At 59.5% G+C, this 14195-nt stretch carries 14 protein-coding genes; 9 read left to right on the top strand and 5 right to left on the bottom strand.

What is annotated here, in order from left to right; translation table 11 throughout:
- Nucleotides 1-125 precede the first annotated feature (125 nt).
- The 5 genes from AB5Y83_RS19100 (at nt 126) to serA (ending at nt 6049) form a co-directional block, all read left to right on the top strand.
- Entirely contained in the window at nt 126-1106 is a 981-nt protein-coding gene (locus AB5Y83_RS19100; RefSeq protein WP_368175765.1) for an alpha/beta hydrolase, read from the top strand.
- Nucleotides 1107-1534: 428 nt separating this feature from the next.
- Nucleotides 1535-2869 (top strand): Na+/H+ antiporter NhaC family protein, encoded by a 1335-nt coding sequence (locus AB5Y83_RS19095; protein ID WP_042083870.1) that lies wholly within the window; start codon nt 1535-1537, stop codon nt 2867-2869.
- A gap of 211 nt (nt 2870-3080) precedes the next feature.
- The gene (locus tag AB5Y83_RS19090; protein WP_005337635.1) at nt 3081-3677 is read left to right on the top strand and encodes a 5-formyltetrahydrofolate cyclo-ligase; all 597 of its coding nucleotides are present in this window, start codon (nt 3081-3083) and stop codon (nt 3675-3677) included.
- Nucleotides 3678-3838: 161 nt separating this feature from the next.
- Nucleotides 3839-4492, top strand: a complete 654-nt coding sequence (gene rpiA, locus AB5Y83_RS19085; protein WP_005353106.1) for a ribose-5-phosphate isomerase RpiA — start codon at nt 3839-3841, stop codon at nt 4490-4492.
- A 324-nt stretch (nt 4493-4816) separates the two neighbouring features.
- A complete protein-coding gene (serA, locus tag AB5Y83_RS19080; protein WP_005337639.1) occupies nt 4817-6049 on the top strand; it encodes a phosphoglycerate dehydrogenase in 1233 nt (410 codons plus the stop codon).
- A gap of 81 nt (nt 6050-6130) precedes the next feature.
- Here serA and AB5Y83_RS19075 read toward each other — a convergent pair whose 3' ends face one another.
- Nucleotides 6131-6511, bottom strand: a complete 381-nt coding sequence (locus AB5Y83_RS19075; protein WP_005337641.1) for a diacylglycerol kinase — start codon at nt 6509-6511, stop codon at nt 6131-6133.
- Between the two features lie 144 nt (nt 6512-6655).
- Here AB5Y83_RS19075 and AB5Y83_RS19070 point away from each other — a divergent pair, with 144 nt between their 5' ends.
- A complete protein-coding gene (locus tag AB5Y83_RS19070; protein ID WP_064336455.1) occupies nt 6656-7717 on the top strand; it encodes a 3-deoxy-7-phosphoheptulonate synthase in 1062 nt (353 codons plus the stop codon).
- A 116-nt stretch (nt 7718-7833) separates the two neighbouring features.
- On the opposite strand, the gene AB5Y83_RS19065 is transcribed toward AB5Y83_RS19070, so the two are convergent.
- The 3 genes from AB5Y83_RS19065 to AB5Y83_RS19055 all read right to left on the bottom strand — a co-directional run bounded on the left by AB5Y83_RS19065 (nt 7834) and on the right by AB5Y83_RS19055 (nt 10524).
- Complete coding sequence (locus AB5Y83_RS19065; RefSeq protein ID WP_368175840.1) at nt 7834-8622, bottom strand: ATP-binding cassette domain-containing protein; 789 nt, start codon at nt 8620-8622, stop codon at nt 7834-7836.
- A gap of 65 nt (nt 8623-8687) precedes the next feature.
- Nucleotides 8688-9695 carry a vitamin B12 ABC transporter permease BtuC gene (gene btuC / locus AB5Y83_RS19060; RefSeq protein ID WP_158109343.1) on the bottom strand — a complete coding sequence of 336 codons (1008 nt, stop codon included), beginning with the start codon at nt 9693-9695 and terminating at the stop codon, nt 8688-8690.
- A gap of 97 nt (nt 9696-9792) precedes the next feature.
- Complete coding sequence (locus tag AB5Y83_RS19055; RefSeq protein ID WP_041235089.1) at nt 9793-10524, bottom strand: ABC transporter substrate-binding protein; 732 nt, start codon at nt 10522-10524, stop codon at nt 9793-9795.
- A 112-nt stretch (nt 10525-10636) separates the two neighbouring features.
- Between AB5Y83_RS19055 and AB5Y83_RS19050 the strand changes: the two genes are divergently transcribed.
- Together AB5Y83_RS19050 and tapW are read left to right on the top strand one after the other, a co-directional pair.
- Nucleotides 10637-10993 (top strand): DMT family protein, encoded by a 357-nt coding sequence (locus AB5Y83_RS19050; protein WP_005337656.1) that lies wholly within the window; start codon nt 10637-10639, stop codon nt 10991-10993.
- A 58-nt stretch (nt 10994-11051) separates the two neighbouring features.
- On the top strand, nt 11052-12191 hold the full coding sequence (tapW, locus tag AB5Y83_RS19045) for a type IVa pilus ATPase TapW (RefSeq protein WP_005361600.1): 1140 nt from the start codon (nt 11052-11054) through the stop codon (nt 12189-12191).
- Nucleotides 12192-12285: 94 nt separating this feature from the next.
- Here the strand turns inward: tapW and AB5Y83_RS19040 are convergent, their stop codons facing one another.
- Nucleotides 12286-12735, bottom strand: a complete 450-nt coding sequence (locus AB5Y83_RS19040; protein WP_257701299.1) for an isoprenylcysteine carboxylmethyltransferase family protein — start codon at nt 12733-12735, stop codon at nt 12286-12288.
- 173 nt (nt 12736-12908) lie between these two features.
- Between AB5Y83_RS19040 and alr the strand changes: the two genes are divergently transcribed.
- Nucleotides 12909-14135, top strand: a complete 1227-nt coding sequence (gene alr / locus AB5Y83_RS19035; protein WP_368175764.1) for an alanine racemase — start codon at nt 12909-12911, stop codon at nt 14133-14135.
- Nucleotides 14136-14195: the final 60 nt, after the last annotated feature.

The raw sequence follows: 14195 nt of genomic DNA, 5'->3' as shown, positions 1-14195 counted from the left end.
CGCTTTTCATCGTTTCACACCATCATTTGGCAGACCGGGTGCCATCTGATAGGTTCGAACGAGTGAAATGCCAGCATAAGCAAAATCAGGGCAACGCCCGTGTCGATATCAAACGAGGTGCAAGGATGAGCGCAGGATTGCTGTTTGCAGTGGGGTTGCTATCACTGACCCTGGTCATGCTGGCCGCGGCTCTGCTGTTTGGCGGGCCGAGTCCGGCACCGGCGATGGTCAGCATCAACGACCCTTTCAAGGGAAGTGACTGGAGCAACATGCCACCTCTCTCAAGATACCCGGCGCGTGACGGCACGCAGCTGGCCTATCGGCACTATGGCGCAGAGGGCAATACGAAGAACAACAAGGTCAAGGGCAGCGTGGTACTGGTTCACGGCTCTTCTGCCAGCAGTCAAAGCATGCACAAGATGGCGAACGCCTTTTCGCAAGCGGGATATGACGCCTACGCCCTCGATATTCGGGGCCATGGCGCATCGGGCGACAAAGGCACCATTGCCTACATCGGCCAGCTTGAAGACGATCTGGAAGATTTCATCAAGTCGGTGGCCCCCGCCAAGCCTGCAACACTCGTCGGCTTCTCGTCAGGGGGTGGCTTTGTGCTGCGCGTTGCTGGCAGCACGCGACAAACCCTGTTCGAGAGCTATCTGCTGCTCTCCCCCTATCTTGGCCCCACCGCCGCCAACTACCGGCCCAACAGCGGTGGCTGGGTGCGTGTCGGCTTGCCTCGCCTCATCGCCCTGAGCATCCTCAACGGTTTCCATATTTCCGCACTCAACCATCTGACCGTGCTGAACTTTGCCCTCAATGATGAGGCGAAATCCCTGCTGACCCCCTCTTACTCCTTCAACCTTGCCTCGAACTTTCAGCCAGAGCGCGACTATCAGCAGAATTTACGCAATGTGCAACGCCCCTGCGCCGTGATCGCGGGTGCAAATGACGAAGCCTTCCAAACAGATCAACTTGAACCTGAGTTAAGACGTCTCGGCATCTCCTGGCCTGTCACCCTGCTGCCCGGAATTGGCCACATTCCGCTGACGCTGGAACAGGATGCCATTGCGACAGCCGTTCAGGCGGTAGAGAAACTGACACAGTAACCACACAGACAAGATCTTGTGTCCACGCGTTCTGGAAATATCCGTACCATGCTCACGTAGAGATAGAGAGAGGTGCGGCTGACGTTTGGCTGCGGGAGAAATCCCCAAGATGGCATGCAGAGATCTTATCGTTTACCTCTTTCCTTATTAAAGACACGCGATACCCGCGGACTGCGCCAGAACAGCAATGAACAATAAACAGCGCTAACTTATTTTTCCGAATATTCTTTGGATATCTCAATAACACCAGAATCATCAAACAAAAACACCTATCCATCTGGACGTCTATCTTGACCAAGCGAGGTTGACTCACTACTGTGGGCACCCCAATGCGGCAGGATGCCCGCCCTGTTTTCCCCCTATCCCTATCCGATACAGGTACAAAGCAGTTTATGACAGGAGGTCATTGTTCAATTTCAGAGGAACACATGATCCAGACTCAACCCAGTGCCAGGGCCTTGTTGCCACTTCTGGTTTTTCTCGCACTCTTTATCGGTACCGGTACCTGGCTGACCCTGCAGGGGGTCGAATTCGCCTTCTATCAGCTGCCCGCTCCGGTTGCAGCCCTGCCTGCGGTGATGCTGGCCCTGCTGCTTGGCAAAGAGAGCTTCAACAGCAATCTGGAGACCTTCTTCAAAGGGGTCGGCCACAGCAATATCATGGCGATGTGCCTTATCTATCTGCTGGCGGGCGCCTTTGCCAGCGTGGCCAAGGCCACCGGCGGCGTTGATGCCACCGTGGCGCTGGGTCTCTCCCTCATTCCCGGCTGGGCGCTGTTGCCCGGGCTGTTCCTCATCTCTGCCTTTATTGCTACCGCTATGGGCACCTCCATGGGCACCATAGGTGCCGTGGCGCCGGTCGCGCTGGGCGTGGCGCAGGCGGCCGGTATCGATCCGGTACTGATGGCAGGCACCATTCTCTCCGGCGCCATGTTTGGCGATAACCTCTCCATCATCTCCGACACCACCATTGCGGCCACCCGCAGCCAGGGGTGCGAGATGAAGGACAAGTTCCGCGAAAACTTCAAGATTGCGGCCCCTGCTGCCATCGCGGTGATCCTGCTCTATCTGACCCTGGGCTCAGTGGGTGAATCCCCTGCCAGCGGCAGCGCCATCGAGCTGTTCAAGGTGATGCCCTACCTGCTCATTCTTGGGCTGGCGCTCGCCGGAGTGAATGTGTTTGTGGTGCTGGGGATCGGTATTCTGGCCGCCGGAGCGGTGGGCATGATCAACGGCTACGCCATCGGTCAGTTCAGCAAGGATATCTATCAGGGCTTTACCGGCATGCAGGAGATCTTCCTGCTCTCCATGCTGATCGGCGGCCTCGGCGCCCTGATGGAACGTCAGGGTGGACTGGCCTGGATCAGCGAGCGCATCAGCGCCCTGATTGCCCGTTTCACTCGCGAGCACAATGGTGAACAGAACGAGAAAGCCGCCGAGCTCGGCATCGCCGGGGTGGTGAGCCTCACCAACCTCTGCACCGCCAACAACACGGTGGCTATTATCGTCGCCAGCAAGGTAGCCCGGGATCTGGCCGAACACCACGGTGTCACCCCGCGACGCGCCGCCTCCATGCTCGATATCTTCTCCTGCGTGGTACAGGGTCTGATCCCCTGGGGCGCACAGGCGCTGCTGCTGGGCTCCATCTTCGCCCTGTCGCCGTTGGCGGTAGTAAGCATGAGTTTCTACCCGATGGCACTCGCGGTAGCGGCACTCATTGCTGTGTTTGTGAAGCACCAGATGCGCGGCAAGGCTGACAAGTAACAAACCTGAGGCTGGCGCGCCGACATGCCGTCAACAGGGGCAACACCCTGGCCCTTGTTGACTCACTAACGGATCAGCCAGCATTTATCCCACCGTTCCGGGCATCAGACGTCCGGGACGGGGTTTCCCTGCCCCCCTTAACGTCAAGAGTGAATGTGCTAAGGTAGAGCGCGTTCAAGCCATCGATGCGCAGCTATACCAGAGGTACCCCATGCATGAGTCCCAACCCGAACGTCAATCCCTGCGCCAACTGGTTCGTCAACGCCGCAAAAATCTGAGTCCGGCCGAGCAGCAAGCGGCGGCCCAACAGCTGCTGGCCCAGTTCAAGCAACACCCCGAGATCCTCGCCGCCAAACGCATTGCCCTCTATCTGGCCAATGATGGGGAGATCAACCCCTTGCCCACCATCCATTGGCTGTGGGCCCAGCACAAAGAGGTCTACCTGCCGGTGCTCCACCCCTTTACCCCGGGTCACCTGCTCTTTTTGCGCTATACCGCCACCAGCCCCATGGTACGCAACCGCTACGGCATCGAAGAGCCGGAGCTGGATATCCTGCAGGTGGTGCCCCACAGCACGCTCGATCTTATCTGCACCCCGCTGGTCGCCTTCGATGCCCAGGGCAATCGTCTTGGCATGGGGGGCGGCTACTACGATCGCACTCTCGCCATCTGGCATGAGCACAAGCTGGGCCCCAAGCCACTCGGCATTGCCCACGACTGCCAGCAGGTAGATGCCGTCCCGCAAGAGGAGTGGGATGTGCCGCTGCCCCAGATCATCACCCCAAGCCACTGCTGGCGCTTTGAATAGGCTGTTTTTGGCCGGCAGCCCCAGCTTTGTGCGCGCAAACGCAGAATAAACAGGCAAACGATTTACAAAGTCCCTCTTTTTGCCCCGGAACGTGAGCAACAAGGTCGCGACGGGGTACCGGGTTGGATATAATGCGCCCGCTTTTTTCTTAAGGAACGATCATGACTCAAGATGAAATGAAGAAGGCGGCCGGTTGGGCTGCGCTCAAGTATGTGGTTCCCGGCACCATCGTCGGGGTGGGCACCGGCTCTACCGTCAACCACTTTATCGACGCGCTGGCGACCATGAAGGACGAGATCAAGGGGGCGGTATCCAGCTCCGTGGCCTCTACCGAGCGCCTCAAGGGCTTCGGCATCACCGTATATGATCTCAACGAGATCGACGCCCTCTCCGTCTATGTGGATGGCGCCGACGAGATCAACGCAACCCGCGATATGATCAAGGGCGGTGGCGCAGCCCTGACCCGCGAGAAGATCGTTGCCGCCGTCGCTGACAAGTTCATCTGCATCATCGACAACACCAAGACCGTCGACGTGCTGGGCCAGTTCCCGCTGCCGGTGGAAGTGATCCCGATGGCCCGCGAATACGTGGCCCGCGAAATTCGCAAACTGGGTGGCAACCCGGTGTGGCGTGAAGGCGTGGTCACCGACAACGGCAACCACATTCTGGATGTGAAAGGCATGGCCATTACCGACGCCAAGGCGCTGGAAGTGCGACTGAACGCCATCGTTGGCGTGGTCACCAACGGCCTGTTCGCCGCCCGCGGCGCCGATGTTGTCCTGATCGGTACGCCGGACGGCGTGATTACCCAGTAATCCCGACACCGGCAGCACAGTGCAGCGGCATCCTCCCTCGCACGCCAGCGCCACTCAGCCACCCCTGACGCAGCAGCGGCGTTGATTGAGCCCCGGGATGGGATATGACCCAAACATTGCACTGTGAATAAATGACGGCGCCTGATGGCGCCGTTTTTATTTATCCCTCAACAAGTTGCATACGGATGTTTACAACATTCGTTGATAACTTCAAAGAATTTGACTTTCGTCACAAATATTCCCTCTCCCAAACGTTTTTGCTACTTTACGGTTTTCTTCGCACACCAAATCTGCACTTACGTTTGCACATACAGAGGGATCGTCATGACTGCCAAGTTTTCGTTGGACAAGGATAAAATCAAGGTTCTGCTGCTGGAGGGGGTTCACCCCAACACCGTAGAGACCTTTCGTGCCGCAGGTTATACCAGTGTGGAGTATCTCAAGACATCGCTTTCCGAAGAGGAGCTGATCGAGCAGATCCGCGACGTCCATTTCATCGGGCTGCGCTCCCGCACCCAGATCACCGAGAAAGTCCTCGACGCCGCCAACAAGCTGGTCGCTATCGGCTGCTTCTGCATCGGTACCAACCAGGTCGAGCTGGAAGCGGCCCAGATCCGCGGTATTCCGGTCTTCAACGCCCCCTTCTCCAACACCCGCTCGGTCGCCGAGCTGGTACTGGGCGAGATCCTGCTGCTACTGCGCGGCATCCCCGAGAAGAACGCCAAGTGCCATCGCGGCGTGTGGGAAAAACTGGCCAACCGCTCGGTGGAAGCGCGCGGCAAGAAGCTCGGCATCATCGGCTACGGCCACATCGGTACCCAGCTTGGCATCATCGCCGAGAGCATCGGCATGAAGGTTTATTACTACGATATCGAGAACAAGCTCTCGCTGGGCAACGCCATCCAGGTGCCAAGCATGGTCGAGCTGCTCAATATGTCTGACGTCATCAGCCTGCACGTACCGGAGACCGCCTCAACCAAGAACATGATCGGTGCCGAGCAGCTGCGGATGATGAAACCGGGCGCCATCTTCATCAACGCCGCCCGCGGTACCGTGGTGGATATCGATGCGCTGGCTGACGTCATCAAGAGCGGTCATATTGCCGGTGCCGCCATCGACGTCTTCCCGGTCGAGCCCAAGTCCAATGACGAGGAGTTCCAAAGCCCGCTGCGTGGGCTGGAGAACGTGATCCTGACCCCGCACATCGGTGGCACCACCCATGAAGCGCAGGAGAACATCGGGCTGGAAGTGGCCAACAAGCTGGTCAAATACTCCGACAACGGCTCCACCCTCTCCGCCGTCAATTTCCCGGAAGTGTCGCTGCCGGGCCACAAGGGCTCCAGCCGCCTGCTGCACATTCACCGCAACCAGCCGGGCGTGATGAACCAGATCAACCAGATCTTCGCCGAAGAGGGGATCAACATCGCCGGTCAATACCTGCAGACCAGCAGCCATATCGGTTACGTGGTGATCGACGTGGAGACCGAGCACAGCGAGAAGGCGCTCGCCAAGCTCAAGGAGATCAACGGCACCATCCGCGCCCGCATCCTCCACTGATAGACCCGTATCTGCGCAGCAAAAAGCCCGTCGTGATGACGGGCTTTTTTATGAAGCAGAACCTAAAGGCAGCGTAGTGGCTTACCACCACCCCAACAGGTTGCGGCCCACCAGCGCCCCCCATACCAGAGCGTTCAGGGCCAGCGCGATAAAGACGGCGGCAGAGCCCAAATCCTTGGCTCGACCGGAGAGCTCATGATGCTCGGAGCCAACCCTGTCTACCACAGCTTCAATGGCAGAGTTGAGGATCTCGACAATCACCACCAGCCAGCTGATGACGATAAGCAGCAGGATCTGGTTGAGAGAATCCCCCAGCCAGAAGGCCAGCGGCATCAGCAACAGGATCAGCATCAGCTCCTGCCGAAAAGCTGCCTCGTTAATCCAGGCTGACTTGAGCCCCTTCATGCTGTAACCGGTTGCGTTGATGATGCGGGTGACCCCGGTTGCCCCTGGCTTTGCCACGCTAACTACCTCATTTGGAATCGATTTTGGCCTCACATCCTATCAGAGCCCCCCAAGGTTTCAATCAGGGGACTTTTGCTTTATTTTATCTCTTTGCTTTTTCGCCCCTTGCGGCTGACACCACCCACTCGAGACTTGAGTTGTATGTCCATTCACACAGATGAATTGCGCACCCGTCGCCTGGAGTCACTGATCACTCCGAGCGAGCTTGCACACGCGTTTCCGATCACCGATACCATTGCCCAGAATCTGCTGGATGCCCGTCGCGAAGTGGAAGCCATTCTGGCCGGAGACGATCAGCGCCTGCTGGTCATTGTCGGCCCCTGCTCTATCCATGATCCCGCTGCTGCTCGCGAGTATGCCCAGCGCCTCAACGCCCTGCGCGAGCAGTATAAAGAGAGTCTCTGCATCGTGATGCGCACCTATTTCGAGAAGCCGCGCACCATCGTCGGCTGGAAAGGGCTGATCAACGATCCGCGCCTCGATGGCAGCTTCGACGTCAACGAAGGGCTGAAACTGGCGCGCAAACTGCTGGTCGACATCAACGAGATCGGCATGCCCACCGCCACCGAATTCCTCGATATGGTGACCGGCCAGTATATTGCCGACCTCATCACCTGGGGCGCCATCGGCGCACGCACCACCGAATCCCAGGTACACCGCGAGATGGCTTCGGCCCTCTCCTGCCCGGTCGGCTTCAAAAACGGCACCGATGGCAATACCCGCATCGCCATCGATGCGGTGCGCGCCGCCCGTCACAGCCACATCTTCTATTCGCCGGACAAAGACGGCAAGATGACCATCTACCGCACCGCCGGTAACCCCTTTGGTCATGTGATCCTGCGTGGTGGCCACCGACCCAACTACGACACTGCCAGTGTCGATGAAGCATGTGAAGCGCTGGCCGATGTGGGCCTGCCAGAGCGTCTGGTGGTCGATTTCAGCCACGGCAACAGCATGAAGGATCACCGTCGTCAGCTGCTGGTGGCGCAAGATATCTGCGATCAGCTGCGCCGCGGCCGTACCGGCATCGCCGGCATCATGGCAGAAAGCTTCCTGGTGGAAGGGCGTCAGGATGTGGAGAACGGCTGCGCCGCCACCTTTGGCCAGAGCATCACCGATGCCTGCCTGTCATGGAGCGACACCGAAACCCTGCTGGCGATGCTGGCAGAGGCGGCACAGGTGCGCCTGAGCAAACAGGCTTGAACTGCGAATAAAACCAAAGGGGCCGGTATTTTTGATACCGGCCCCTTCTTCTTGCTGTCGGCCGATGACGCTTCGCTAATCGGCCCTACATGCGCCCTCTTTCCTGTACACCCTACTTACAAACTGGGCATAAACCACACGCGCCCTGCCGCTTCGATGCGGTCGGTGCGGATCTGGAATACCTGCGCCAGCAGCGTCTCATCCACCAGCTCGACACCCCCTTCGCGCACCACCGCGCCCCTTTGCAGGCAGAGAATGCGGTCGGCCCAGTCGATGGCCAGATTGATATCGTGGATGGCGAGCACCACCAGCAAGCCCTGCCCGGCCAAGGTTTTCAGCAACCGCAATAGCGCCAGCTGGTGATGCAGATCGAGCCCCGCCAGCGGTTCGTCCAGCAGCAGCACCTTGCCGGTCGGATTGAGGCTCGGCCACACCTGCAGCAGGGTGCGGGCAATCAGCACCCGCTGCTGCTCGCCCCCCGACAACCGGCTGAAGTCACGAGCCAGCAACGCCTCCAGCTCCAATGCCTCGCACAGTGCATTTATCGCTTCGTTCTGTCTGGCGGGCGCAGCCGCCTCATAGAGCCCCAGACTCAACACCTGAAACACCGCAATATGAAACAGCTGGGGCTGACGCTGGGGCAGCATGGCGCGCTGCTTGGCAAGCTCGGGCCAACTCAGGTCAGTAAGCACCTCCCCCCCCAGCAGCACTGTGCCATCGGCGGGTAAAATCCCCGCCAGCGCCCCGAGCAGGGTCGACTTGCCACTGCCATTGGGGCCGAGCAGCGCCACCAGCTGGCCACCATGCCAGCGGATATCAAGAGGGGAGAGCCGCCCGGCAATAGCGAGAGAGTGCGCCTCCAGCAGCGACGCAGCAGCAACAGAGATAGGATCAGCGGGTGACATCGGCATCTTGCCTCAACAACGGGTAAATAAGGAGACTGCGCGCCCCGACCAAATCATGCAGATATTCATGCAGCACCATCGGCAGTTTGCCTCAATAGCAGGTAGATAAAGAGCGGCGCCCCCACCGAGGCGGTGATGACGCCGATAGGCAACTCCCCCGCGCTCAGGGTGGATCGAGCAACCAGATCGGCCGCCAGCAGCAGGGCCCCGCCGCCAAGCGCCGAGGCAGGCAGCAGAAAGCGCTGATCGCTGCCACCGCAGAGCCGCAGCAGATGGGGCACCACCAACCCGACAAAACCGATAACACCACACAACGACACCGCCACACCGGTCAGCAGACAGACCGCCAGCACCAGCCGCACCCGCATCTTGTCGACATCCATCCCCATCAGGCGGGCCTGGGTCTCCCCCAACAACAACTGTTGCAGCGCCTTGCCCTGCCAGCAGAGCCAGCCCAGGGTGAGCGGCAGCACCAGCCACCACCAGCCGAACTGCTGGCTGCCGTAAGAGAGGCTGCCCATCATCCAGAACATGAATTCACGCAAGGAGCCATCGTCGGCAAAGTACATCAACCAGGTCATGGCGGCATTGGTAAGAATACCGATGGCGACGCCAAACAACAGCAAGCGAGCATGACCGAGACGAGCCCGGCGAGCCAGCCGAATGAGCAGCATGGTCACCAGCAGGGCGCCACCGAAGGCCGCCAGCGACAGCCCCCAGCCGGGCAGATAGAGGCCGAGGGACTTGGCCACCGCCATCGCCACCATGGCGGCAAGGCCTGCCCCGCTTGAAACGCCAAGCAACCCGGGCTCCGCCACCGGGTTGTGCAGCATCACCTGCAATACGGCGCCGCCACAGGCAAGGGCTGCGCCAGCCAAGAGGGCCAGCAAGGCACGCGGCAGACGCAGCTCCAGCAGGATGCGCTGTTCGAGATCGCCAAGGGACTGCCAGGGCAGCAGCACAAACTCGCCCCAGACGAGGGAGAAGAGAAACAGCAACAGGGTCAGCAGCGTCAGGCCACAGAGCCAGCGCCGCTGCCAGCGCTGTTGGCGGGCGATAAGGGAGAGGTACAAGGAGGATCCCCGAATAACAAGGCTTCCCCCCGGCCCTGTCGCAGCGCCGGGGGAGAAGCAGGAAAAGGGCATGATAACAGTGGCTTGCCACCCAAGGTCAAGGCTGGTAACGCTTGGCCATCACCCTTATCTCGCCGCTGGCCACCAGATTTTGCAGCGCCACCAGCAAGGGCTGGCGCAGCGACTGGTGAGGTGAGTGCTTGCTCATCCCCAGATAGAGGGTCACCGGCGTGGCGGGGCGATAGTCCGCCTTGCCTATCCGGCTGGCATTTCCCTGACTCAGGGCATAGTCCACCTGACAGTCGGTGCCAATCATCAGCGGCAGGTGGCCGCGCTGCACCATGCGCAGCAGCTGATCTTCGGTGGGTACTCCGTGCTTGTCGAGGCGGCTGTCAGAGTTGAAGGGCTCAAAGTAGGCGGAGTTGAGCACATAGCCGACCTTCACCCCCTGCAGATCGCGGTATTGGTGGATCCGGGCCACATTGACCGGCTGACCATAAAACGCGGGCCAGCATTGGTAATAGGCAGGCTGCAGATAGTCGATAAACTGCGCCCGCTCGGCGGTATAGGCGAGGCCAATCATCAGATCGACCTGACCGGTCTGCATCTGCTTGAGCGCCCTGCCCCACGGCATCCGCCGAACCTGCAACTCAATGCCGCTCGCCTGTTGCAACCGGCGCAGGATGTCCATGTCGAGCCCCTGCAACCGGCCATCCGCTTGCAGGATGCGAAATGGCGGCCACAGATCGGTGGCCACCGTCAGAGTCGGGGCCGCACGCACCGGCATGGCAAATAACAGTAACAACACTATCCCGCATAACTTGCCCATCCCGTCGCATACCTCGCACGGCTTATCCTGTTGGTTAAAAATACCCTCCCGCACCACGTATGAAAACCCATGGTTCAGGGATAAAATGCGCCGGATTTTCAAGGAGAACCCTATGAACCCGATTTTCACCAGTATCGGTCTGCTGCTCTGCAGCAACGTCTTTATGACCTTCGCCTGGTACGCTCACCTCAAGAGCATGAACCATAAACCCTGGATCATTGCCGCCCTGGTGAGCTGGGGTATCGCCCTGTTCGAATACCTGCTGCAAGTGCCCGCCAACCGCATCGGCCATACGGTGATGAGCGTGGGCCAACTTAAAATCCTGCAAGAAGTGATCACACTCACCGTATTCGTCCCCTTCTCTATCTTCTATCTCAAGGAAGATCTGAAATGGGACTATCTCTGGGCAGGGCTCTGCATTCTCGGTGCGGTCTTTTTTGTCTTTCGCGAGAAACTGACCGGCGCCTGAGGCTGTACACTCAATATCATCCCGCTCATGGCATCTCATTGATCGACGAGGCAAAAAAATGGAATTGCGAGACATGTTACAGATCCTGGCCAAGCAGGATGGCTCAGACCTCTATCTGTCGACCGGCGCGCCCCCCTGCGCCAAATTTAACGGCGGCCTGCGCCCCCTCAACGAAACGCCGCTGGAGCCGGGTGAAGTGGCGCGGATCGCCGCCGAGATCATGGATGGCGAGCAGAAGCAGCAGTTCGAGAAGGATCTTGAGATGAACCTCGCCATCTCCCTGCCCCAGATCGGCCGCTTTCGGGTCAACATCTTCAAGCAGCGCAACGAAGTCTCTCTGGTGGCCCGCAACATCAAGACCGACATCCCCCGCTTTGAAGATCTCAAACTCCCGCCTGTGCTGCTCGACACCATCATGGAGAAACGCGGTCTGGTGCTGTTTGTCGGCGGTACCGGCTCGGGTAAATCCACTTCGCTGGCGGCGCTTATCGACCATCGCAACCGCAACAGCGGCGGCCACATCATCACCATCGAGGATCCGGTAGAGTTCGTTCATCGTCACCGCAAGAGCATCATCAACCAGCGGGAGGTTGGCGTGGATACCCGCAGCTTCCACGCCGCCCTGAAAAACACCCTGCGTCAGGCGCCGGACGTCATTCTTATCGGCGAGATCCGCGATCGCGAGACCATGGAGCATGCACTGGCCTTCTCCGAAACCGGCCACCTTGCCATCTCCACCCTGCACGCCAACAACGCCAACCAGGCGCTGGATCGCATCATCAACTTCTTCCCCGAGGAGCGCCGTCCGCAACTGCTCAACGATCTGGGCAACAACCTCAAGGCCTTTGTCTCCCAGCGATTGGTGAAAACCACCGATGGCGGCCGCCGGGCCGCAGTGGAGATCATGCTTGGCACCCACACCATCCGCGACATGATCAAGCGCGGCGAATTTGGCGGCCTCAAGGAGGTGATGGAAAAATCCAAGGCCCTTGGCATGGTCACCTTCGACAGTGCCCTGTTCGATCTGGTGGTGGAAGGGGTGATTGAGGAAGAAGAGGCGGTGAAAAACGCCGACTCGGCCAACAACCTGCGCCTCAAGATCAAGCTGTGGAAGGAGAAGGGGCAGATCGCCAGCAGCAGCGATGCCACCGGCTGGAGCCTCGAACCCACCAAGGACGAGAAGGGCGATTTTTTCTAACTAGCCCCTCGAGAACCCCGGGCACGCCCGGGGGTTCTCTTTATCCAGCACGGCTGACCCGACTTATCCCTCAGCTCACGCAGATCACAGCAAGTCAGCACCAACGGCGAACGCGCTGGCAATACGCCACATACTCGTCGCCGAAACGGGCGCGCAGCAGCCGCTCCTCCGGCATGATCTGAAAGCGGGTCAGCCAGGCCACCAGCACGATTGGCCCAACCCAGACCCAACTTCCACCGAGATAACAGCCCCAGGCGGCCAGCCAGCAGAGCAGCCCCAGATACATGGGATTGCGACTGACACGATAGACGCCACAGGTCACCAGACGACTGGTGTGCTGAGGTTTGGTGGGGCTGACCGTGGTCTGGTGGTGGCGAAACCGTTGCAGGGCGCCAAAGCCCATGATGGCCCCTACCACGATCAGCGCAGCCATCAGTACCATTGCCCAGATACCGGGCTGGCTCTCCCCTCTTAGCCACCACATGGTTCCCGCACAGAGCAGGAAGATCAGCGGTGGTGGCAAACGTAACTCAAGATTGACCATTTTCTTCCCCTGACGAGTGTCGGCCGAACCCGTGTTGCGGTAGACTCCCAACCAGTCAGCGCCTGTTGAGAGTGACAAAGATCATAATAATAACAACAAGTTGTGGTTAAACCACCACCAATGTGGCCGACCCCGTCCAAACTATCCAACGCGAACAACAAAAAGGAATCACCATGCACAAGAAAACTCTGCTGGCTACCCTGATCTTCGGCCTGCTCGCGGGCCAAGCCGTTGCGGCTCCCTATCTGCCCCTTGCGACGGATCATCGCAACGGCCAGGAGCAAACCGCCAGCAACGCCTGGTTGGAAGTGGATCTGGGCGCCTTTGAACACAATATCCAGACCCTCAAGGATCGCCTCGGCGACAAGGGCCCGCAGATCTGCGCCATCATGAAGGCCGACGCTTATGGTCATGGCATCGACCTGCTGGTCCCCTCCGTGGTCAAGGCCAATATCCCCTGCATCGGCATCGCCAGCAACGAAGAGGCGCGCGTCGCCCGCGAGAAGGGCTTTACCGGCCGTCTGATGCGGGTGCGTGCTGCCACCCCGGATGAAGTAGAGCAGGCCCTGCCCTACAAGATGGAGGAGCTGATCGGCAGTCTCGTAAGTGCCCAGGGTATCGCCGAGATCGCCCAGCGCCACCACACCGCCATTCCGGTGCATATAGCGCTCAACTCCGCCGGCATGAGCCGCAACGGCATCGACCTGCGTCTGGCCGATGCCAAGCAGGATGCGCTGGCCATGCTCAAGCTAAAGGGGATCACCCCGGTCGGCATCATGACCCACTTCCCGGTTGAGGAGAAAGAGGACGTCAAGATGGGACTGGCCCAGTTCAAACTGGACTCCCAGTGGCTGCTGGAAGCGGGCAAACTGGATCGCAGCAAGATCACCATCCACGCCGCCAACTCCTTCGCCACTCTAGCCGTGCCGGACGCCTACTTCGACATGGTGCGCCCGGGCGGCCTGCTCTACGGTGACTCCATTCCCTCCCACACCGAATACAAGCGGGTGATGGCATTCAAGACCCAGGTCGCCTCGGTCAACCACTATGCAGCGGGCAACACCGTCGGTTATGACCGCACCTTTACTCTCAAGCGTGACTCCTGGCTCGCCAACCTGCCGCTGGGCTACTCCGACGGTTATCGCCGCTCCCTGAGCAACAAGGCCTATGTGCTGATCCAGGGTCAGAAGGTGCCGGTGGTCGGCAAGACTTCCATGAACACCATCATGGTGGATGTGACGGACCTGAAAGGGGTGAAACCCGGCGACGAGGTGGTGCTGTTTGGCCGTCAGGGTGACGCCGAAGTGAAACAGGCGGATCTGGAGGAGTACAACGGCGCCCTGCTGGCGGACATGTACACCATCTGGGGCTACACCAACCCCAAGAAGATCAAACGCTGATCACGCGATATGAAAAAGGGCTCCCGCGGGAGCCCTTGTTGTTATTGCTTCATTGTCTGC

The sequence above is a fragment of the Aeromonas sp. R5-4 genome, assembly GCF_040908215.1.
In the GTDB taxonomy this organism is placed as follows: Bacteria; Pseudomonadota; Gammaproteobacteria; order Enterobacterales; family Aeromonadaceae; genus Aeromonas; species Aeromonas veronii.
This window is presented reverse-complemented; position numbering and strand designations above follow the sequence as displayed.

What these genes read in the sequence shown, in the direction of transcription:
- AB5Y83_RS19100 (WP_368175765.1), top strand. Translation starts at nt 126, where the DNA reads ATGAGCGCAGGATTGCTGTTTGCAGTGGGGTTGCTATCACTGACCCTG.
- AB5Y83_RS19095 (WP_042083870.1), top strand. Translation starts at nt 1,535, where the DNA reads ATGATCCAGACTCAACCCAGTGCCAGGGCCTTGTTGCCACTTCTGGTT.
- AB5Y83_RS19090 (WP_005337635.1), top strand. Translation starts at nt 3,081, where the DNA reads ATGCATGAGTCCCAACCCGAACGTCAATCCCTGCGCCAACTGGTTCGT.
- rpiA (WP_005353106.1), top strand. Translation starts at nt 3,839, where the DNA reads ATGACTCAAGATGAAATGAAGAAGGCGGCCGGTTGGGCTGCGCTCAAG.
- serA (WP_005337639.1), top strand. Translation starts at nt 4,817, where the DNA reads ATGACTGCCAAGTTTTCGTTGGACAAGGATAAAATCAAGGTTCTGCTG.
- AB5Y83_RS19070 (WP_064336455.1), top strand. Translation starts at nt 6,656, where the DNA reads ATGTCCATTCACACAGATGAATTGCGCACCCGTCGCCTGGAGTCACTG.
- AB5Y83_RS19065 (WP_368175840.1), bottom strand. Translation starts at nt 8,622, where the DNA reads ATGTCACCCGCTGATCCTATCTCTGTTGCTGCTGCGTCGCTGCTGGAG.
- AB5Y83_RS19055 (WP_041235089.1), bottom strand. Translation starts at nt 10,524, where the DNA reads ATGGGCAAGTTATGCGGGATAGTGTTGTTACTGTTATTTGCCATGCCG.
- AB5Y83_RS19050 (WP_005337656.1), top strand. Translation starts at nt 10,637, where the DNA reads ATGAACCCGATTTTCACCAGTATCGGTCTGCTGCTCTGCAGCAACGTC.
- tapW (WP_005361600.1), top strand. Translation starts at nt 11,052, where the DNA reads ATGGAATTGCGAGACATGTTACAGATCCTGGCCAAGCAGGATGGCTCA.
- AB5Y83_RS19040 (WP_257701299.1), bottom strand. Translation starts at nt 12,735, where the DNA reads ATGGTCAATCTTGAGTTACGTTTGCCACCACCGCTGATCTTCCTGCTC.
- alr (WP_368175764.1), top strand. Translation starts at nt 12,909, where the DNA reads ATGCACAAGAAAACTCTGCTGGCTACCCTGATCTTCGGCCTGCTCGCG.